General features: G+C 60.6%; 17 protein-coding genes. 9 read left to right on the top strand and 8 right to left on the bottom strand.

All coding sequences use genetic code 11. The features are described from left to right. Positions 1-27: 27 nt before the first annotated feature. Complete coding sequence (gene cobS, locus D3P04_RS18710) at positions 28-999, bottom strand: cobaltochelatase subunit CobS (protein WP_119751459.1); 972 nt, start codon at positions 997-999, stop codon at positions 28-30. A 311-nt stretch (positions 1,000-1,310) separates the two neighbouring features. After that, positions 1,311-1,613 (bottom strand): hypothetical protein, encoded by a 303-nt coding sequence (locus D3P04_RS18705; RefSeq protein WP_119751389.1) that lies wholly within the window; start codon positions 1,611-1,613, stop codon positions 1,311-1,313. A gap of 426 nt (positions 1,614-2,039) precedes the next feature. Between D3P04_RS18705 and D3P04_RS18700 the strand changes: the two genes are divergently transcribed. From D3P04_RS18700 to D3P04_RS18670, 7 genes are all read left to right on the top strand, one after another. Continuing rightward, a complete protein-coding gene (locus tag D3P04_RS18700) occupies positions 2,040-3,071 on the top strand; it encodes a substrate-binding domain-containing protein (RefSeq protein ID WP_119751388.1) in 1,032 nt (343 codons plus the stop codon). A 72-nt stretch (positions 3,072-3,143) separates the two neighbouring features. After that, positions 3,144-4,349 (top strand): phosphate ABC transporter permease subunit PstC, encoded by a 1,206-nt coding sequence (pstC, locus tag D3P04_RS18695; protein WP_119751387.1) that lies wholly within the window; start codon positions 3,144-3,146, stop codon positions 4,347-4,349. Beyond that, a complete protein-coding gene (gene pstA, locus D3P04_RS18690; protein WP_119751386.1) occupies positions 4,346-5,695 on the top strand; it encodes a phosphate ABC transporter permease PstA in 1,350 nt (449 codons plus the stop codon). The genes pstC and pstA overlap by 4 nt, the downstream gene beginning before the upstream one ends. 21 nt (positions 5,696-5,716) lie before the next feature. Then, on the top strand, positions 5,717-6,514 hold the full coding sequence (pstB, locus tag D3P04_RS18685) for a phosphate ABC transporter ATP-binding protein PstB (RefSeq protein ID WP_119751385.1): 798 nt from the start codon (positions 5,717-5,719) through the stop codon (positions 6,512-6,514). A gap of 18 nt (positions 6,515-6,532) precedes the next feature. Then, the gene (gene phoU / locus D3P04_RS18680; protein ID WP_408634394.1) at positions 6,533-7,261 is read left to right on the top strand and encodes a phosphate signaling complex protein PhoU; all 729 of its coding nucleotides are present in this window, start codon (positions 6,533-6,535) and stop codon (positions 7,259-7,261) included. A gap of 3 nt (positions 7,262-7,264) precedes the next feature. Next, positions 7,265-7,954: a phosphate regulon transcriptional regulator PhoB gene (gene phoB, locus D3P04_RS18675; protein ID WP_119751384.1), complete on the top strand. Its 690-nt coding sequence runs from the start codon at positions 7,265-7,267 to the stop codon at positions 7,952-7,954. Positions 7,955-8,110: 156 nt separating this feature from the next. Further along, complete coding sequence (locus D3P04_RS18670) at positions 8,111-9,103, top strand: formylglycine-generating enzyme family protein (protein ID WP_232845084.1); 993 nt, start codon at positions 8,111-8,113, stop codon at positions 9,101-9,103. Positions 9,104-9,274: 171 nt separating this feature from the next. Here the strand turns inward: D3P04_RS18670 and D3P04_RS18665 are convergent, their stop codons facing one another. Further along, entirely contained in the window at positions 9,275-9,883 is a 609-nt protein-coding gene (locus D3P04_RS18665; RefSeq protein WP_182912933.1) for a TetR/AcrR family transcriptional regulator, read from the bottom strand. A gap of 118 nt (positions 9,884-10,001) precedes the next feature. On the opposite strand from D3P04_RS18665, the gene D3P04_RS18660 reads away from it, so the two are divergent. Then, positions 10,002-11,195, top strand: a complete 1,194-nt coding sequence (locus D3P04_RS18660) for an efflux RND transporter periplasmic adaptor subunit (protein WP_119751455.1) — start codon at positions 10,002-10,004, stop codon at positions 11,193-11,195. A gap of 4 nt (positions 11,196-11,199) precedes the next feature. Further along, positions 11,200-14,313, top strand: a complete 3,114-nt coding sequence (locus D3P04_RS18655; protein WP_119751383.1) for an efflux RND transporter permease subunit — start codon at positions 11,200-11,202, stop codon at positions 14,311-14,313. Between the two features lie 182 nt (positions 14,314-14,495). On the opposite strand, the gene D3P04_RS18650 is transcribed toward D3P04_RS18655, so the two are convergent. From D3P04_RS18650 to D3P04_RS18630, 5 genes are all read right to left on the bottom strand, one after another. Then, a complete protein-coding gene (locus D3P04_RS18650; protein ID WP_119751382.1) occupies positions 14,496-15,800 on the bottom strand; it encodes a TRAP transporter large permease in 1,305 nt (434 codons plus the stop codon). 4 nt (positions 15,801-15,804) lie between these two features. Next, on the bottom strand, positions 15,805-16,314 hold the full coding sequence (locus D3P04_RS18645) for a TRAP transporter small permease (RefSeq protein ID WP_119751381.1): 510 nt from the start codon (positions 16,312-16,314) through the stop codon (positions 15,805-15,807). Between the two features lie 48 nt (positions 16,315-16,362). Beyond that, positions 16,363-17,343, bottom strand: a complete 981-nt coding sequence (locus tag D3P04_RS18640) for a TRAP transporter substrate-binding protein (protein ID WP_119751380.1) — start codon at positions 17,341-17,343, stop codon at positions 16,363-16,365. Between the two features lie 270 nt (positions 17,344-17,613). Next, on the bottom strand, positions 17,614-19,320 hold the full coding sequence (locus D3P04_RS18635) for a hydantoinase B/oxoprolinase family protein (RefSeq protein ID WP_119751379.1): 1,707 nt from the start codon (positions 19,318-19,320) through the stop codon (positions 17,614-17,616). Continuing rightward, positions 19,313-21,430, bottom strand: coding sequence for a hydantoinase/oxoprolinase family protein (locus tag D3P04_RS18630; protein ID WP_119751378.1), 2,118 nt, complete (start codon positions 21,428-21,430; stop codon positions 19,313-19,315). Before D3P04_RS18630 ends, D3P04_RS18635 begins: the two co-directional genes overlap by 8 nt. Between the last annotated feature and the right edge of the window lie 79 nt (positions 21,431-21,509).

Raw genomic sequence — 21,509 nt, 5'->3', positions numbered from 1 at the left:
CACACCGCTTTATCAAAATCCTGCGCGTCACCCCGCCTGCGTCACCACACTCTCGGGCAATTCCTCGTCGAACAGGCGCTGGTAGAATTCGGCCACGGTCTGCCGTTCCAGCTCGTCGCATTTGTTCAGGAAGGTCAGGCGGAACGCATAGCCGACATTGTCGAAGATCCGTGCATTCTGCGCCCATGTGATCACCGTGCGCGGCGACATCACGGTCGACAGGTCGCCCTGCATGAAGGCTGTCCGGGTCAGATCGGCGAGTGTCACCATCTGGCCGATCACCTTGCGGCCCTTTTCATTATTGTAATTCGGGTTCTTGGCCAGCACGATCGCCGCCTCGGCATCATGGCTGAGATAGTTCAGCGTCGAGACCAGCGACCAGCGGTCCATCTGACCCTGGTTGATCTGCTGCGTGCCGTGATACAGGCCGGTGGTGTCGCCCAAACCCACGGTGTTCGAGGTCGCGAACAGCCGGAAATAGGGGTTCGGCGTGATCACTTCGTTCTGGTCCAGAAGGGTCAGTTTGCCGTCAGCCTCCAGCACGCGCTGGATCACGAACATCACATCGGCGCGCCCGGCGTCATATTCGTCAAAGACAATCGCGGTCGGGTTGCGCAGAGCCCAGGGCAGGATGCCCTCGTGGAAAACCGTGACCTGCTTGCCATCGACCAGTTTGATCGCATCCTTGCCGATCAGGTCGATCCGGCTGACATGGCTGTCCAGATTTACCCGTACGCATGGCCAGTTCAGACGCGCGGCGATCTGTTCGATATGAGTCGATTTGCCGGTGCCGTGATAGCCCTGCACCATTACCCGGCGATTATAGGCAAATCCCGCCAGAATCGCGAGCGTGGTGTCCGGGTCGAATTTATAGGTGCTGTCGATATCGGGCACGCGTTCGCTGCGGTCCGCAAAACCCTTGACCTTCATGTCGCTGTCCAGACCGAATACCTCGCGCAGGTCGATCTCTTCTGTGGGTTTGGCATTCATATCCAGCATCGCATTGGCCCTTTTCCTCGCATCCGCGCCTTGATTGCGCATTCCCCCGGCTTGTGCAAGCCGGGGATCGCCGGTGAAGCGCTTTGATTTTCCCAATGTCGCGCCGGAAAACCGGGAAGGCAAGATGTGCGGGCCTGGCGTCCGTCCGGTCCGGCGCGGGCTATCGGGCAAGCGCGGGCAGGGGATTGGGGGCAACAAAAAACCCGCCAGGCGCGATCATGCGCCTGACGGGCCGGGAAGCGTGGAAGATACAATGCGTCGGAGATATATTATGGAGCTATATATTCCCCGCGCAACTTGTTAAGTTTTTGTCAGAAATTATGGGTCAGGCTATCCGGAGCATTCAGGAACTCCGCCTGCGCAGTCATACCAGACAGGAATGAAAGCCCTAAGCCCAACGCCGTCACGGCAGCGAACAGGCCGCCGCGCCAATAGCCCGTGCCAAACAGCCGTGCGATGACATGCTGTTGACCGGCGCATTCGGACGTTGCGCCGACGGGCCAGCCGATGACATGCCTGTCGCCAAGGTTGATTTCGACCTGGCCGTCAGCGTGACGGCGAACGAATGTACCCTGAGCGAGTGCATGGGTACCGGTCTTAACGGTGCGATACATCGGGACCTCCTCTTCTGACCCCAAGTGAGTTCATGTCGGAGGGGCGGGACGGACCAGACGGCAGGGTGTGAAGGAAGCCCTTGCCGCCAACTCTCGTGTGACGCCTTCTGACACGAGAATTACAACAAAGTTTGTCGTGTTTTACAAGAAAAAAATCACGCCCATTTTAATCGTGATTGTTTTATATTATTTTCAGTTAGTTAATTGTTGTCCTGAAGCGTTTTCAGCAAATTTCCATGGTTTTTCCGTCGCCAAAGTAGGTGATTCGATCTGGTGTCGGGCCGGAATCGAAATCGCGCGGCATTCCAGGACCACTGTTTCCGGAGGGGCTTGTTACAAAAATGTCATAAAATCGTCGTGAAACGGTCATTGTCAGGGTCTAGGTCCGGGATCGCTAGAATTCATACCAATACAGGAAGCTGCCACATGAAACCCTTTGGTCTTACGGCAACGGCGTTGTCCGTAGTCGCATTGTCCGCAACCGCCGCCGCCGCCCGCGACCAGATCCAGATCGCGGGCTCTTCGACGGTGCTGCCTTATGCCACGATCGTCGCAGAAGCTTTCGGTGAGAATACCGATTTCCCGACCCCGGTCGTGGAATCCGGTGGTTCGTCCGCAGGCCTCAAGAAATTCTGCGAAGGCGTGGGCGAGAATACCGTCGATATCGCCAATGCCAGCCGCCCCATCAAGGAGAGCGAGATCGAAGCCTGTACCGCCAATGGCGTGACCGACATCATGGAAGTCCGCATCGGCTATGACGGGATCGTCTTCGCGAACCAGTCCAGCGGCCCCGATTTCGCCTTTACCCCGGCTGATTGGTTCAACGCCCTGTCGGCCAAGGTCGTCAAGGATGGCGCGATCGTCGACAATACCGCCGCCAACTGGAATGAAGTGAACCCGGAACTGCCGGAGCAGGCCATCCTTGCTTTCGTGCCCGGCACCAAGCACGGCACCCGCGAAGTCTTCGAAGAAAAGGTCATCCTTGCCGGTTGTGAGGAATCGGGCGCAATGGAAGTCTTTGCCGCCGAAATGGGCGATGAAGACAAGGCCGAGGAAGCCTGCATGACGCTGCGCACCGACGGCAAATCGGTTGATATCGACGGCGACTATACCGAGACCCTTGCCCGTATCGAAAGCGATCCCAACGGGATCGGCGTGTTCGGTTTGTCCTTCTATGAAAACAACACCGACAAGCTGAAAGTGGCGACGATGTCGGGTGTCACACCCTCCACCGAAACCATCGCTTCGGGTGAATATCCGGTTTCGCGCCCGCTGTTCTTCTATGTCAAGAAAGCGCATATCGGCGAGATTCCCGGCCTGAAGGAATATGCGGAGTTCTTCGTCGCTGATGAGCTGGCCGGGCCGGAAGGTCCTCTGGCGCAATACGGTCTGGTCGCCGATCCCGAATTGGCATCGGTCCAGGAAGCCGTGGCGAACGAAACCACGCTGTCCGAGTAATGAGTATCGCGGCGGCGCGGAACATTTCGCGCCGCCCGCTTTCTCCCTTACCCCTGACGCAAGGAAGATCAGATGCCGCTTTCATGGGCATTGCTTGTCAGTCTGGCCTTGGCCGTCGCCGGTTATGTCATCGGGCGCAGCCGGGCATTTGCCTCTGCCGGCACGGATATCCGCAAGCTGCATAGCCGGCCAGGCTATCACGGCGCCAGCGTTGCACTGACCACGCTGACCCCGGCCATCGTCGTGTTGATGCTCGCATCGGTTCTGCGCATGGCGAAGGTATTTCCCCCGGAGGCGACCGGTTTCGCCGGGCTGCTTGCGCTGGCGGCTTCGGTTGCCGGGCTTGGCTGGGGCGTGACGCGCATCAATACCGATTTTCGCGCCCGCAACGTGGTCGAAAAGATCGTGCAGGGCTTTTTGATATTCTGCTCGTCCATCGCAATTCTGACCACCGCCGGGATTGTGCTGTCGCTGATCTTCGAGACCGGACATTTCTTTCAGAAATACAGCTGGACCGAATTCTTCTTTGGCCTCAACTGGACCCCCCGCTTTCAGGGCAATTCCAATCTGGGCATCCTGCCTTTGCTGTGGGGCACGCTGTATATCAGTTTCATCGCGCTTGTGGTTGCGGTGCCGATCGGGATGTTCGCGGCCATTTACATGTCGGAATATGCCAGCAAACGCGTACGCGGCATCGCAAAACCCGCCATCGAGATTCTCGCCGGTATCCCGACCATCGTTTACGGCCTTTTCGCATTGATCACCGTAGGCCCGATGCTGCGCGATTACTTCGCGCAACCATTGGGGCTGGGAAGTTCCGGCTCTTCCGTGCTGACCGCCGGGCTGGTCATGGGCATCATGCTGATCCCCTTTGTCAGTTCGCTGTCGGATGACATTATCAATGCCGTGCCGCAATCCATGCGCGACGGGGCGCTTGGACTTGGCTCGACCCCGTCCGAGACGATCAAGCAGGTGGTCCTGCCCGCAGCACTTCCCGGTGTCGTGGGCGCGGTTCTTCTGGCCGCCAGCCGCGCCATCGGGGAAACCATGATCGTGGTGTTGGGTGCCGGGGCTGCCGCCAGACTGGGGCTTAACCCGTTCGAGGCGATGACGACGATCACCGTCAAGATCGTCAGCCAGTTGACCGGAGACAACGATTTCGCAGCGCCGGAGACCCTGGTTGCCTTCGCGCTGGGTCTGACGCTGTTCGTGATCACTCTGGGGCTGAACGTTGTCGCGCTTTACATCGTGCGCAAATACCGGGAGCAGTACGAATGACCGATATTCCCATGTCTTCCGAAGCTCAGCCGCGCAGCAATTCGCTGCTGTCGCAGGATGCCCGCACCCGGAAACGCAACGCTACCGAAAAGCGCTTTCGCATGTATGGCGTGATTGCCATCGGGATCGCGATGGCCGCGCTTGTCATCTTGCTGACCTCCATCGTTTCGGATGGAGCAGGCGCCTTCCGGCAAAGTTACCTGTCGATCCCGGTCGCGCTTGATGCCGAAACGCTGGATCCGAACGGTAACCGCGATCCGGCCGAAATGTCCAAGGTTCTGACCCTGTCCTATGGCAAGGTTCTGGACAAGGCGGTTGAAACCGCGGTTGCCGATAGCGGCATCGCAATCGAGGGACTGACGAGCTCGGATACCAGCAACCTGATCTCGAAAGAGGCCTCGGCCCAGCTTCGCAATCACGTGCTGGCGAACCCCGAGCAGGTTGGCCAGACAGTGGATTTCAACGTTCTGGTGAATGGCCGGGTGGATGGCTATTTCAAGGGGCGCGTCTCGATGGAAAGCGCTGCGAGGGATGCCAACACCTCGCCCCAGCAGCTTCAGCTTGCCGACGCACTGAAGGAGCAGGGCGAGTTGGTGACCCGCTTCAACTGGAATTTCATCACCAATCCCGACGCCTCGGACCAAAGGCCGGAAGCTGCGGGCGTGGGCGTGGCGATTATCGGCTCGGCCTATATGATGCTGGTGGTGCTGTTCCTTGCCGTGCCGATCGGTGTCGCCGCCTCGATCTATCTTGAGGAATTCGCGCCGCAGAACCGCTGGACCGATATGATCGAGGTGAATATCTCGAATCTTGCCGCGGTACCGTCCATCGTTTTCGGTATCCTTGGCCTTGCCGCCTTCATCAATTTCGTCGGGCTGCCGCAATCCGCGCCTATCGTCGGCGGGCTGGTTCTGACGCTGATGACGCTGCCGACGATCATTATCTCGACCCGTGCCGCGCTCAAATCCGTGCCACCCTCGATCCGGGATGCGGCGCTTGGTGTGGGCGCGTCCAAGATGCAGTCGATCTTCCATCATGTCCTGCCGCTGGCCATGCCGGGCATCCTGACCGGGACCATCATCGGGCTGGCGCAGGCTTTGGGTGAAACCGCGCCCCTGCTGCTGATCGGCATGGTCGCCTTCGTCCGGGAGTTTCCCGCAGCGCCCCCGGAGGGGCTGTGGGATCCGGCCTCGGCCCTGCCGGTGCAGGTCTATAACTGGACGCAGCGCGCCGATCCGGCCTTTATCGAGCGGGCCTCGGGCGCGATCATCGTGCTCCTGATCTTTCTTTTCTGCATGAACTTGCTGGCCATCTTCCTGCGCCGCCGGTTCGAGCGTCGTTGGTAATACGGCGAAAGGAGCATAAATATGTATGACATCAACCGAGCGGAGCGCGCCGTGACGCAACAGGATATCAAAATCTCTGCCAGCAAGGTTCAGGTCTATTATGGCGATAAACATGCCATCAAGGATGTGGATGTCGAGATCCTCGATAAGACCGTCACCGCATTTATCGGACCTTCAGGTTGCGGGAAATCGACATTTCTTCGCTGTATCAACCGGATGAACGACACCATCCCGATTGCCCGGATCGAAGGACGAATATTGCTGGACGGCGAGGACGTTTATGATCGCCGCGTCGATCCCGTGCAGCTTCGGGCGAAGGTCGGAATGGTGTTCCAGAAGCCGAACCCGTTCCCGAAATCGATCTATGACAATGTGGCTTACGGCCCCCGCATTCACGGCTTGTCCCGCAACAAGGCCGAACTGGATGAGATTGTCGAGAAATCCCTGCGCGGCGCGGCATTGTGGAACGAGGTCAAGGACCGGCTGCATGAACCCGGCACCGGATTGTCGGGCGGTCAGCAGCAGCGCCTGTGCATCGCCCGCGCCGTGGCGACCGCTCCCGAGGTGCTGCTGATGGATGAGCCATGTTCGGCTCTGGACCCGATCGCGACCAGCCAGGTCGAGGAACTGATCGATCAGCTGCGCGAGAATTTCTCGGTGGTGATCGTGACCCACTCGATGCAGCAGGCCGCCCGTGTCAGCCAGAAAACCGCATTCTTCCATCTGGGGAATCTGGTCGAATATGGAAGTACCGATGATATTTTTACAAATCCGCAGGATAGTCGGACCGAATCTTATATCTCGGGCCGGATTGGCTGACGCCCGGAGGAGGCAGGAATGATTAACCGCGACAAACATATATCTTCTGCGTTCGATCGCGACCTGGAGACGATTCAGGCTCAGGTCGTCAAGATGGGAGGCATGGTGGAGGTTGCTATCGCGGATGCGGCGACGGCGCTTGAAACCCGGGACGAGGAACTGGCGGAAGAGGTGCGCCGTCGCGATGCGGCCATCGACACGCTTGAATTGCAGATCAACGAGGATGCCGCCCGGCTGATCGCCCTGCGTGCGCCGACCGCCACCGATCTGCGCATGGTGCTGGCAGTGATGAAAATCTCGGCTTCGCTGGAGCGTGTGGGCGATTATGCCAAGAACATGGCCAAGCGGACCGATGTCCTGACCCAGATGCCGGTAATCGATGGCTCGGGCATGGCGATCCGCCGCATGTCCCAGGCGGTCAGCAAAATGCTTCAGGACGCGCTTGACAGCTATATCCGCCGCGATGGCGATCTGGCCGAGGATGTGCGTCAGCGGGATCTGGAGGTGGATCAGATGTATAACGCGCTGTTCCGCGAATTCCTGACCCATATGATGGAAGATCCGCGTAACATCACCGCATGCATGCATCTGCATTTCATCGCCAAGAATGTCGAGCGGATGGGCGATCATGCGACGTCGATCGCCGAACAGGTGATCTATCTCGTCACCGGTGATCTTCCGGATGACAGCCGGCCCAAGGCAAGCAGCGTGCCTGCCGATGTCGGAACCGGGACAGAAGAGGGCTAATCCATGACCAGTCAGACTCCTTGTGTCTTGGTCGTCGAGGACGAGGGTGCACAGCGGGAGGTGCTGCAATACAATCTCGAGGCCGAAGGTTTCGAGGTTGTCGTTGCCGATAACGGCGAGGATGCCCTGCTTCTGGTACTGGAAGAGCAGCCCGATCTGATGGTTCTGGATTGGATGCTGCCCAAGGTCTCGGGGATCGAGGTCTGTCGCCAGGTCAAGGCGGACCCGGCCACGCGCGGCATTCCGATCATCATGCTTTCCGCCCGCAGCGAGGAAACCGACCGGGTTCGCGGTTTGGAAACCGGCGCCGATGATTACGTCGTCAAGCCTTACTCGGTGGTTGAGCTGATGGCGCGGTTGCGCACGCAGCTTCGCCGCACCCGGCCCGCCACCATGGGCGAGCGGTTGAGTTTCGGCGATATCATCCTTGACGCGGCCGAGCATCGCGTCTTTCGCGGCGGTCTGCCGCTGCATCTTGGCCCGACCGAATTCCGCCTGCTTTCCACCCTGATGGAGAAACCGGGAAGGGTCTGGACGCGCGAGCAGTTGCTGGACCGGGTCTGGGGGCGCGATATCTATGTCGATACCCGCACCATCGATGTGCATGTCGGCCGGTTGCGCAAGGCTCTGATGTCCAATGGCGGCGACAATCCGGTCCGCACGGTGCGCGGCACCGGTTATGCGCTTGGCTGAAGCGAGGGCCGTACTCGTCGTGACAGGGCGGGTATGAAAAGTGCCGGGCTGCTGCTTCGGCCTTGTCAATTTATGTTTGCACCGGTTCCCTTGCAGATCGACAGTTTCTGTGCCGTATGACGGTCATGGTGGTTCGGTCAGATGGAAAGGGGAGCCATGCCGCATGGCAGTAAGAAATCCGGCTGCTGCGGTCCCGCCCGCCAGGATGACCCGGCCGAAGGGCGTGACATGGCGTTTCTCGCCCGCGCCAATGCCGTCAGGCAGGCCCCGGCAGAGACCAGCGAAGAGCTTCGCGCGAAGCTGCGCCCAATCCGTGGCGGTTTCTTCGAGATGGGCGCGCGCCGCTCGGCCTTTCCCGGCGATATGGACAGCCCACGCCGCAAGGTGAAGCTGAGCCCTTATCTCATCTCGCCCTTTGCGGTCAGCAATGCCGATTATGCGCGTTTCGCGGATGCGACCGGTTACCGGACGGTGGCCGAGGCGGAAGGCTGGAGCTATGTTTTCCATCTGCTGCTGAAGGATGCCCGGGCCCATGCGACCACGCCTCCGGGTCTTCCCTGGTGGCGCAAGGTCGAGCGTGCCTGCTGGTCGGCGCCCGAGGGGCCCGGCTCGGATCTGACGGGACGCGAGAACCATCCCGTGGTGCATATCTGCTGGTATGACGCATTGGCTTATTGCAACTGGTCCAGACTTGATCTGCCGACCGAAGCCCAATGGGAATGTGCGGCGCGCGGTGGTCTGGCCCGGAGGAAATTTCCTTGGGGCAATGAGATGACGCCGGATGGCGGCTTCGCGATGAATACATTTCAGGGCAGCTTTCCGACCCGTGACAGTGGCGAGGATGGCTGGATCGGCACCGCCCCGGTGGATGCTTTCGCGTCAAACGGGTTCGGGATGCATAATATGACCGGCAATGTCTGGGAATGGGCCGCCGACCGGTTCGGCCCGTTACCCGGCGGCGGACGCCTTCCGCCCATTGACCCCTGCGACCTGACCGCAATCGGCGAGCCGGATGCCCGCGTGCAGCGCGGCGGGTCGTATCTTTGCCATGTCAGCTATTGCGACCGTTATCACGTGCATTCCCGGACCCGGAACGATCCCGACAGTTCGACCGGGAATTGCGGCTTCCGGGTTGCCGCCAAGATATAGAGCATGCCGCGCCCGCCCGTTCCTTTCTTCTTCTTCTTTGCGGTAAATACCTCGGGGGTCCGGGGGCAGCGCCCCCGGCCATCGCGGGACGCAAGTAACCGGCGTTTCCGATGCGGCGCGGCACGCTCTGACGCTTCCACCATCATGCCGGTATGGTTCTGGCGATCCCGGTCAGGCGTTTTCGTTCTGGCGATCCGAAATGATCGCTCCTATCCGTTCGACCTGTATCCGGGCATGGCTGGCGATATCTGTTTCTGGCATGGTTTCGGATTGCGCCCAGCTGCGGATGGCATTGGCCAGTGCATGCGTGGTCATATCGGCCAGAAGCTCGGCGTCATGATGGCCGATCGCGCGTTGTCGCTGCCCGATGAGTTCCGCCAACTGAGCAGTAAGTGTTTGCAGCGATGCGTAAAATTGCGGCACCAGTTCGGGGCTGCGTTCCAGCAACGTATCGATCATCCGGATCGTATCGCGATTCAGGTAGCTGTCGCGCAGATGCCGGTCCAGCGCCTCGAACAGGGCCTTTATCAGCGGGCCGGTGCCTTGCCGGAACGATTCAGTGATATCCGGGCCGATTTCGGGCGACTTGCCGACCAGCGCCGCTTCCTTGTTCGGATAATAGTTGAAGAAGGTCCGGGGGCTGATGCCTGCCTCGGTCGCGATCATCTCGGTCGTGACCGCCCCATAACCATCCCGCACCGCAAGCCGCAGCATGGCGGACTGGATCTCGCGCGCTGTTTGCTGGCGGCGGCGATCACGAAGTGTTGAGCGGGCGGGCATAGGCCGATTTCTCCGATATTCAGGGAAAGCAAACATTGCACACAGTGCAGAATTGTGCAAGGAGATTGCAATACCGGCCCGTGCCGCGCGGGGCTGCTTCATGCTGGGGAATATCACGATGTCCGATTTTCTTGACTCGATCCGCCTTGCCGCCATTGCGCTTCTGGCTTTCGGCTCGGCCGCCATTGCGCAGGACGCTGCGCCGCCCAAGCAGGTTGGGGTAGTGGAAATTACCCGGCAGGCCGTGCCGATGGTCGCGACCCTGCCGGGACGCGCCGTTTCCGGCGCGGATGCGGCGATTCGGCCTCGGGTCGGCGGGATCATCACCGAGATCCTTTACAATCCGGGGCGGACACTGAAACAGGGCGATCCGATGTTCCGTATCGATGCGGCCACCTATGAAGCTGCGCTCAGCAGTGCCGAGGCGGACGTGGCGGCTGCCAAGGCGGCACTGATCGAGGCCGAGGCATCTTACGAGCGGACGGAACGGTTGCAGGGCTCTGGAACGACGCTTGCGCAGGTCGAGGCGGCACGGGCGACCATGGAGCAGGCGCGCGCCACGGTGCAATCGGCAGAGGCCGCCCTGCGTGTGGCGCAGGTGGAGCTGGACTGGACCACGGTCACCAGCCCGATCGACGGCATGGCCAGCGTGGCGCAGGCCTCGGTGGGCGATCTGGTGACGGCGGGTCAGGCGGATGCGCTTGCCACGGTGACGCGGCTCGATCCGATCGAGGTGGATATGTATGCGCCTTCCGCCCGGATGCTGGCGACGATCAACGATATCCGCAACGGCCGGCTGACGATGAGCGAGAAGCTGCAGGCAACACTGACGCTGGAAACCGGCCAGACCTATGAGGCTACCGGCGAGATGGTCGCGCCCAGTTTCAGCGTCTCGACCTCGACCGGCTCGGTGGATACGCGGTTCCGTTTCGACAATCCGCATTATCTGTTGTTGCCGGGCATGTTCGTGCGCGGTCAGGTCGAGCTTGGCACAGTCGAGGCGTTTCTGGTGTCGCAATCCGCCACGACCCGCGACCGCAGCGGCACGCTGACGGCATGGGTGGTCGAGGATGGCAAGGCGGTGCTGCGTGAATTGTCTGAAGAGGGAACATATCAGCACCATTGGATCGTGACCGACGGGGTGGAGGATGGTGACCTGCTTGCGGTCGACGGATTGACCGGATTGCAGGACGGTGCCGAGGTGACGACAGTGCCGGTCACCTTCGATGAAAACGGCGTGGTGCGCGAGGTGGAAAACCCAAAGGGCGATGATTCCGTGGCGGCCCCCGCCGACACTCCGGCGGCGGAGTAACCCGATGGCGCATTTCTTCATTCACCGTCCGGTTTTCGCATGGGTGATCGCATTCGTGACGATGCTGGTGGGCGGTCTTGGGCTATCCTCGCTGGCCATCGAGCAATATCCCCAGATATCACCCACAACCGTCCGAATAAGCGCCAGCTATAACGGCGCTTCGGCCGAGATCGTCGAAAGCTCTGTCACCACGGTTGTCGAGGACGCGATGACGGGGCTGGACGGGCTGATCTATATGACATCCAGTTCCTCGCCCGGCTCGGCCTCGATCTCGCTGACCTTCGACGATTCCGTCGATGCGGATATCGCGCAGGTTCAGGTGCAGAACAAGTTGCAGCTTGTGACCTCGCAATTGCCGGATATCGTGCAACAAACCGGGGTGAATGTTTCGCGCTCCACCTCGTCCATCCTGCTTGTCGGCGCATTGACCAGCAGCGATGGTCGCTATTCGACCGTGGAACTGGGAGATCTGGTTGCGCAGCGGATCGAGGATCCGGTCAAGCGGACACCGGGCGTCGGTTCCATCAGCACATTCGGGTCGGGTTATGCCATGCGGGTCTGGCTGGACCCGATGAAAATGACGCAATATCAGGTGACGCCTGCCGATGTGACCGCCGCCGTGGCAGAGCAGAATACCAACGTCACCGTCGGCAGCCTTGGTGCCCAGCCGACGATCGAAGGTCAGCGTCTGACCATGTCCCTATCGGCGCAGTCGCAATTCTCCAGCGTCGAAGAGTTCGAACGTATCCTGCTGCGGGTGGACCCGGACGGTTCGACCGTCTTTCTGGGCGATGTCGCGCGGATCGAGATCGGGCAGGAAAGCTATGGGGGCGAGTCGCGCTATAATGGAGCTCCGGCTGCGGGCTTCGGCGTCAATCTGGCCACCGGAGCGAATGCGGTCGACACGGCCGAGGCCGTGCGCGAGGTCTTGGCAGGTATCGCGCCTTCTCTGCCCGAGGGGGTTGATATCGTCTATCCCTACGATACCTCGCCTTTTGTCGAGGAATCGATCAATCAGGTCTATCATACGCTGGCCGAGGCTGTTCTGCTGGTCTTTCTGGTGATCCTTTGCTTCCTGCAAAGCTGGCGCGCGACGATCATTCCGGTAATTGCGATTCCGGTGGTGCTGCTTGGCACTTTCGGCGTGCTGGCCTTTGCGGGATACTCGATCAACACCCTGACCATGTTTGGGCTGGTACTGGCGATCGGGCTTCTGGTCGATGACGCCATCGTGGTGGTCGAAAATGTCGAGCGGGTGATGGAGGAAGAGGGGCTTGGCCCCGTCGAGGCGACCGAAAAGAGCATGAAGGAAATCACCTCGGCGCTGGTCGGCATCGTGATGGTTCTGTCGGCGGTGTTCCTGCCCATGGCCTTCATGACCGGTGCGACGGGTGTGATCTATCGGCAATTTTCGGTCACCATCATCACGGCGATGGTGCTGTCGCTGGGCGTTGCGGTCATCCTGACACCCGCCATGTGCGCCAGCCTGCTGCGCCCGCGTAATCACGACGGCGGCATTGCGCCTGCCCGCTGGTTCAACCGCAATCTCGACCGGGCCACGCGCGGCTATGGATCTGTCGTCACCCGGCTGGTCCGGCGGCCGTTCCGCATGCTGATTGTTCTGGTCGCCATCGGCGCGGGGGCGATGGCGCTGTATCAGAAGCTGCCCGGTTCGTTCCTTCCGGACGAGGATCAGGGCGTGATGCTGGTCATGGTCGAGACACCCGACGGATCGACGGCGACACAGACGCAGGCCGTTGTCGAGAAGGTCGAGGATTACCTGCTGAACGAGGAATCCGAGACGGTCGAGTCGGTCTTTGCCGCGCTTGGCTTCAGCTTTGGCGGCTCGGGCCAGAATACGGCGATGGTCTTTGCCAAGCTGCGTGATTACGACGAGCGCGAAGGCTTCGATGTCGCCTCGCTGGTCACGCGGGCCAATGCGCATTTCTTCATGACCAACCGCTCGGGTCAGGTCTTCTTCCTGCAACCGCCCGCCATTCCGGGCATGGGCGTGTCGTCCGGCTTCTCGATGTATCTCGTCGATCAGGCCGGGCAGGGACAGGAAGGGTTGTCGGCGGCTGCCGATCAGCTTGTCGCGATTGCGCAGGAAGACGGGCGCGTGACCAATCTGCGCGGCAATGAATCACCCTTCGAGACCTCGCTGCGGCTGGATATCGATCAACAGAAGGCCGCCGCTTTCGGCCTGTCGATTTCCGAGGTCAACGCGATGCTGTCGGTGATCTTTGCCGGGCGCGACGTCAATGATTTCGCGCTTGGCACGGAATTGCGTCCGGTCATCGTGCAGGGCGAAGCCGAAGCCCGTTCGCGCCCCGAGGATATCGACCGCTGGTATGCGCGGAACGATCAGGGCGAGATGGTCTCTTTCGGCGCATTCTCGACGCAGGCATGGGATCAGGAGCCGCAGGCGCTGTCCCGTTATGGCGGCACGCGCGCGCTGGAACTCAGCGGGGCGGCCGCGCAGGGTCTGTCATCGGGCGCGGCGATGGAAGCGATGGAGGAAATGGTCGCCGATCTCGATGGCGGCTATGGTTCGGCCTGGACGGGGCTGAGCTATCAGGAGCGGTTGTCTGGCAATCAGGCCCCGATGCTGTTCGCGCTGTCGGCCTTGGTCGTGTTCCTTGCGCTTGCGGCGCTGTATGAAAGCTGGACCGTGCCTCTGGCGGTGATGATGACCGTGCCGATCGGCATCCTTGGCGCATTGGCGGCGGCATTGATCTTCGGGCAGTCCAACGATGTCTATTTCAAGGTCGGGCTGCTGACGACAATCGGTTTGGCTGCGCGGAACGCGATCCTGATTGTGGAATTCGCGCAGGCATTGGTTGCGCAGGGCAAATCATTGCTGGATGCCGCAATCGAGGCGTCAATGATGCGGCTGCGTCCGATCCTGATGACGACATTCGCCTTCATGCTGGGCGTGTTGCCGCTTGCGATCGCGAACGGGGCCGGGGCAGGGGCGCAGAACTCGATCGGGATCGGGGTGCTGGGCGGCATGGCTTCCTCGGCGGTGATCGGGATCTTTCTGGTACCGGTTTTCTATGTCGCCGTCTTGCAGGGCGTGAAGCTGGTCACGCGTAAACGCAAGACCCGCGCCGGGTAAGAGCGTTGCGGGGCGTGACAGGTGCCGGCCGTGCAGTGCCAGTACACTGTGCGGCAATCTCCGGTCGCGAGATCGCAGATGGCCGAAGATAGAAAATGCCTGAGCATATTCCTGTCCGGCCGCATATGCGCCCCGTTACCGCGGGGCGCATTAAGACGTGGATCGTCCCCCGTTTCGATCGCCTATCGGTACATCAGTTCCGGCAGGAATGTCACAAGGCCGGGGAATACGGCGAACAGCGCGATTGCCGTCAGCAGGATCAGCAGGAAGGGAAGCGTATCCCGTGCCACCTCTCCGATGCCCTTGCCGGTCAGGGATTTCAGCACGATCAGGTTGAATCCCACCGGCGGCGTGATCTGCGCGCATTCGATGACGATCACCACGAAAATCCCGAACCAGATCAGATCGATTCCGGCAGCCTGAACCATTGGCAGCACCACAGAGCTGGACAGGACCAGAATCGAGATTCCCTCGAGAAAGCAACCCAATATCAGGAAGAATATCGTCAGCACGACGATCAGCATCGTGGGCGACAGATTCATGCTGTTCACCCATGATGCCGCCACGCGGGGGATATCGGCGAAGCCCACAGCGATGGACAGGCAGGCCGCGCAGGCGATGATGAACGAGATCATGCACGAAATTCTTGTCGCCGCCATAAGGCTGTCGATGAACATGCGCCGAGACATCGTTCCGTTCAGGAAAGACAGTATGAACGCCCCGAGAATGCCGATGGAGGCGGCTTCCGTAGGTGTCGCCAGCCCCCGATAGATCGAGCCGATGATGGCGGCGATCAGCAGCACCACCGGCAGCAGGTCGCGTGACGCCTTCAGTTTCTGCATGAAGGGCATGGTCGGAGGAACCTCGCCCCGCTTATCGGGATTCAGCTTTGCCCATATGGCGATATAGCCCGAAAACAGCAGGATCAGCACCAGCCCCGGAACAATGCCGGCAATGAACAGCCGTGCCACCGATTGCTGCGCGATGACACCGTAAACGATCATGATGATCGAGGGCGGGATCAGCAGACCGAACGTCCCGGCGCCCGCCAGCGATCCCACCATCATGCGGGAATCGTATTTGCGCTTGCGCAGTTCGGGAACGGTCATACGTCCCACCGTTGCGCAGGTCACCGCGGATGATCCCGACACCGCCGCCATGACGCCGCATCCGACAACATTGACATGCAGAAGCCCGCCGGGCAGGCGGGCCAGCCAGGGCGACAATCCCTGAAACAGATTGGATGACAGGCCCGAGCGCATCAGGATCTCGCCCATCCATACGAATAGCGGCAGCGCGGTCAAAGCCCAGTTCCAGCTTGCATCCCACATGGTCGAAGCCATGATCGAGCCTGCGTCCACCGGAGTGAAAAACAGGAACATGACCACCGACGCACTGAGCAGCGACAGCGCGATCCAGACGCCGCTGCCCAGAAACAGCAGCAGGCACAGCAGGAGGGCGACGAAAGAGGCGGTTGTGCTATCCATCACGTTACTCCGCCGTACTGTCGGTATTGGTTTCGTAATCCGGCCGATGCCCGGCCAGAACCAGCGTGGTCTGCTCGATGATGCCGATGCACATCACGGCCAGACCGAAGGCGATCCCGCTTTGCGGGATCCACATCGGTATCGCCAGCAGACCGGGGCTGAGTTCATTGATCCGCCAGGTTTCAAGCGTGAATTTCGCCATCTGGAACGCCGCAAAGGCGGTGATCACGATGCCGGTGGCGCAGCACCACAATTCCACTCCACGCTTGATCTTGCCGCCGGTCAGTTGCGCGACGATTTCGACCCGTACATGACCGCCATTCACGAATGTATAGGCCAGGCCCAGAAAGGTGGACGCGGCCATGCAGAAACCGGACAGTTCAGTCATCTCGACCGCGCGGCCCATCTGGCGGGCCACGATCTGCGATAAGGTTGCTACGGCAATTGCCGCAAGAAATGCACCCGCAGCATAGCCGCAAACCAGATAGAGCTTGTGAGCAATGGCTCTCAACATGAGTGTCTCCAATGTTGCCGGACAGGCCGCAGCCAGTGAAGGCCGGGATTACTCTTTGGAAGCCAGATAGTTATCCAGAACCTCGATGCCTTCGGGAGAAGCGTCCTTCTTCCATTCCTCCATCATCTGCTCGCCGATTTCCGCCATCTTCTCCTGAAGCTCGGGTGAGGCATCCGATGTCGTCATGCCATGCTCTTCCAGGTTTTTGATCTGTTCATCGGCGGCTTCCTGGCTGAGTTTCCAGGCCGTTTCCGTTGCATTTTTCCCGGCGGTGATCACCACTTCCTGCAATTCGGGATCCAGCTGCTGCAGGGCGCGCTCGTTGATGATGATGCCGTTCTTGTTATGCATCGAGCCGGTATAGGTGAAATAATCCGAATAATCCCAGCCCTGAATATCCGTGCCTGTCTGGGCCGAGGTGAACAGGGCCTCGATCAGCCCGGTCGAGAAAGCCTGCGGTACTTCGGCAAAAGGCAGGATCGTTGCCTGGAAGCCCAGCAATTCGCCCATGCGCTGCGTGGCGGGGGAATAGATGCGCAGTTTCACGCCTTCGAATTCGGAACCGTCGGTCACCTCGAAATTGGTGAAGAAACCCTGGCCCGGCCACGGCATATAACTGAGAACACGCATGCCTGATTCAGCGAATTTCTCTTCGAACCATGGTTTCGATGCCTCCATCAGCAGGCGCGCTTCGTCATAGTCATTCGCAACATTGGGCACGCTGTCCAGCGTGAACATGGGATCCTCGTTACCATAGACGCCAAAGCGGATCTCGCCCAGTTGCACCTGCCCGGTCTGCACGGCCCGGCGGATCGCGTCCAGTTTGATAAGCTCGTCATTCGGGCGCAGGTCGATGGTGAGTTCGCCATTCGTCTTGGTTTCGACCTCTTCGATGAATGTGCGGATCGTCTTGGTGAAGAAGCTGTCTTCGGGATAACCCGAGGCCATGACCCATTTGGTTTCTGCCGCCGCCGCCGAGGCGAGGCAGATCGCCGCTGTGGTCATCCCCAGTCTTGCGAAAATCTTCATGATATTCTCCTCTGTTGGATTGCATTATTGTTATATGCTCCGGTCAAGTCTAACGCGCGTCAGGCGGTTACGGGAATATTTGTTTCCCCGGTTTGCCTTGCATACAAGGCGGAACCCTCTGTGCTGCAAATCTGTGCAATAACCCGCCTGCGGGGACGCCTTTGCGCGAGCCGGGGCGCAGGGCGGTTTCGCTGTAAATCCGCTATTCCGCCTCCGTTCCGCCGCGATATCTCCTTCCTTGGTGTTGCGTAAACAGGCCGGGCGCTTCCGTCAGATGGTCTCGCCCAGCTTCGCTTTCGATATGACTTCCTCGATATCCCTATCGCTCAGCCCGTAATGTTCGCGGGCGAAATCGGCGGTGATATAGCCAAGCGCAAGGTCGCGGCGGATCAGTTCGGGCGCGCGTTCGGCCGGGGCGCCATAGCCCGCGCCGCCGGGCAGGCCCATCATCACCTTACGGCCATGCGGCACGAATTGCTTGCCCTTGCCGCGCATCGCAGTGCCGTCATCCTGCGCGATTGTCATCGGCGCGCCCGATCCGCCGCCGCGTCGTCCCCTTGCGGGGTGATCGACGCGGTCGAACATCGCCTGAAAGTCAAATTCGTGGCCTTCGCGTGCGCCGAGCTCGATATATTGACCCAGACCGCCGCGAAACCGGCCCGCGCCGCCTGAATCGGGCCGCAATTCCTTGCGCCAGAAGATCACCGGGCCGACCTGTTCGGTCGCCTCGACCGGCATGGTCATCACCCCCGATGGAAAGGCCGTGGCGTTCAGCCCGTCAAGCCCGGGCCGCGCCCCCGCGCCGCCGGAATTGAAAGCCAGTACCTCTGCCCGCAAGGCTTCATTTGGCGCGGGCGCGTCGCTGCGCGGGCGGGTTGAGACCTGAAAATTGCACAGGCTGCCTGCACCTTCGGCATGGACGGTCTCGGGCAGCAGCTTGTCAAGCGCGCCATAGACCGTATCCGGCACCATATGCCCGATGATATGGCGCAGCGCGACCGGCGCGGGATGCTGCGCGTTCACGATGCTGTTTTCGGGGGCGGTGATCTCGAAAGGCGCCAGCGAGGCGGCATTGTTCGGGATTTCCGGCGCGATGGCGCATTTCAGGGCATAGCAGGTATAGGCCTTGGTATAGACCAGCGGCACATTGATGCCCTTCTTGTCCACGCCCGATGTTCCAGCCCAATCGGCCACGATCCGGTCCTTTTCAATGGACAGGCTGACATGCAGATCGATCGGCTTGTCGAAACCGTCGATCTGCATATGTCCCGCCGCCTTGCCCGGTTTCAGGGCATTGATCCGCTCAAGCGTGGCGCGACGGGAATTTTCCATGATGAAGCGCGAGATGTCGGACAGGTCGGACAGCCCGAATTCCTGCATCATGTTGATCAGGCGGCGATGCCCGACCTCGTTGCAGGTGGCCAGCGCGTAGATGTCGCCGACCAGCATGTCGGGCGCGCGGACATTGCCCCGGATGATGCGGATCAGGGTCTGATCGACCTCGCCCCGCTCGATCAGTTTCATGACCGGCAGGTATAGCCCTTCTTCATAGACCGAGTTTCCATCGGCTCCGAAGCCGCGCCCGCCGATATCGACGACATGCGCGGTGCAGGCGAAGAAGCCGACCAGTTGCCCTTGATGGAAGGAAGGCGAGACCACGGTGATGTCATGCAGATGGCCGGTGCCTTCCCACGGATCGTTGGTGATATAGACGTCACCCTCGAACATGTTGTCGCGGCCGATGCGGCGGATGAAATGCGCCACGGCGTCGGCCATGGCGTTGACATGGCCCGGCGTTCCGGTGACGGCTTGCGCCAGCATCTCGCCCGCCTCGTTATAGACGCCCGCCGACAGATCGCCGGCCTCTCGCACACTGGTCGAGAAAGAGGTGCGGATCAGGGCCTGCGCCTGTTCCTCGACCACCGAGATCAGGCGGTTCCACATCACCTGACTGGCGACTTTTCCGACCTTAGACATTGGCGGCTCCTTTTTCGTCGCGTTGCGATGCGGTTGTCTTCACCCGGATGTCCAGACAGCCATCCGGCTGCGCGATCAGTTCCTGGCTGGAGGGCAGGACAATCGTCGTCTCGTCCTCGGTGATGACTGCCGGGCCGGTAACATGCTGGCCGGGCGCAAGGTCGTCGCGCTGCACCACCCCGGCCTTGAGCATCTGCCCCCGCGCGGCATCGAACAGATCGCGTTGCCCGCTGACCCGCGCCGCATCGCCCTCCGCGGCCGGTTCGACCGGATCCGAGATGTCCGGCTCGGTGAAGGCGTTGACGGCCCAGACGGTGATTTCCACGCCCAGCCCCTCGACCGGGCGGCCAAAGAGTTTGCTGTATTCTTCCTGAAAATGCGCCAGATAGCGTTCCGGATCGGGCGAGGATATATCCGCTTGGTCCAGCAGGACGGGAACTTCCCATCCCTGACCGGAATAACGCATGTAGATTTTATGCTCGGTTCTGATCTCGGCATTCGCATCGCAGCCGCGGACAAAGCTTTTTGCTTCCTCTTCCATCTCGGCGAATAGCTGTTTGACCGCGGTCGCATCGAAACCGTTCATCTTCATGAAGACCGAACGATTGGCCTCGAAGCTGAAGGGCGCGCGCAGGAAACCGATAGCCGAGCCGACGCCCGCCCCTTGCGGGACGAGGCAGCGTGTAATCCCCAGCTTCTCGCAAAGCCGTCCGGCGTGAAGCGGCGCGGCGCCGCCGAATGCGATCATCGTGTATTCGCTGATATCCTCGCCATTCTCGACGGCATGAACGCGGGCGGCATTGGCCATGTTCTCGTCCACCACCTCGGCCAGCCCCCATGCCGCCTCGGTCACATCCATTGACAGGGGCTTGCCCAGCGTTTCAGTTAATGCGCCGGCGGATTTGTCGGGATATAGAGGGATGGTTCCGGCGGCGAAATTGGCCGGATCCAGTTTGCCCAGCACCAGATCCGCATCGGTCACCGCGGGACGCATGCCTCCCCGCCCATAGCAGGCGGGACCGGGTTCCGATCCGGCGCTTTCCGGACCGACACGGATCTGGTTGAGCGCATCGACATGCGCAAGCGAGCCGCCGCCCGCGCCGATCTCGACCATGTCGATCACCGGGATTGAAATCGGCATGCCCGAGCCTTTCTTGAAGCGATAGCTTCGCGCCACCTCGAAAACCCGCGCGGTTTTCGGGACCTGCTTCTGAATCAGGCAGATCTTGGCGGTGGTTCCGCCCATATCGAAACTCAGCACCTTATCCAGCCCGTGCCGCGCGGCGATATCGGCGGCGAATACCGCGCCGCCTGCCGGACCGGATTCCACCAGCCGCACCGGGAATTCGGCCGCTGTGGCGATGTCGATGATACCGCCGCCCGAATGCATCAGGAAAACCGGGCAATCCGCGCCTTCATCCCGCAGGCGCTGCGCCAGCCGGGTCAGATAGGATTTCATCAGCGGCTTGATATAGGCATTCGCGATGGTGGTGTTGAAGCGTTCATATTCGCGCATCTGGGGCGAGACCTCGGACGAGATCGAAATCATCGCATCCGGCAGCTTACGCGACAGGATTTCCGCGATCCGGCGTTCATGCGCGTCATTTACATAGGAATGCAGCAAGCCGACCGCGATGCTTTCATAGCCTGCGGCGGCAAGATCATCGGCAAGCGCCTCGACCTCGGCCTCGTCCAGCGGGATCAGCACATTGCCGTCTGCATCCAGACGCTCGGTCACGACATGGCGGCGGTTGCGGGGCAGCAGAGGCTCGGGAAGGACAAGGTTCAGGTCATATTGCTCGAACCGGCTTTCGGTCCGCATTTCGATCACGTCGCGGAAGCCCTTGGTCGTGATCAGGGCGGTCTTGGCGCCGCGCCGCTCGATCAGGGCGTTGGTGGCCAAGGTTGTTCCGTGAATGATCTGCCTGATCCGGTTGGGCGCGATTCCGGCCTTGGCGCAGACGCGATGCATCCCCTCGACGATCGCGTCTTCCGGGGCGGCATAGGTGGTCAGCACCTTGGTCGAATGCCGCTCCGGGCCGATCTCCAGCACCACATCGGTAAAGGTGCCGCCGATATCGACGCCAAGACGTGTCACAGTTTTCGTCATCGCTTCCTCGTTGTCAGCTGTTCAGCGAGCTTAGGGCAGAAGAAGTATAATGAAAAAATTCTTTATTCTGATAAATACT

The organism is Paracoccus onubensis (genome assembly GCF_003591515.1).
GTDB classification, from domain to species: Bacteria; Pseudomonadota; Alphaproteobacteria; order Rhodobacterales; family Rhodobacteraceae; genus Paracoccus; species Paracoccus onubensis.
This window is presented reverse-complemented; position numbering and strand designations above follow the sequence as displayed.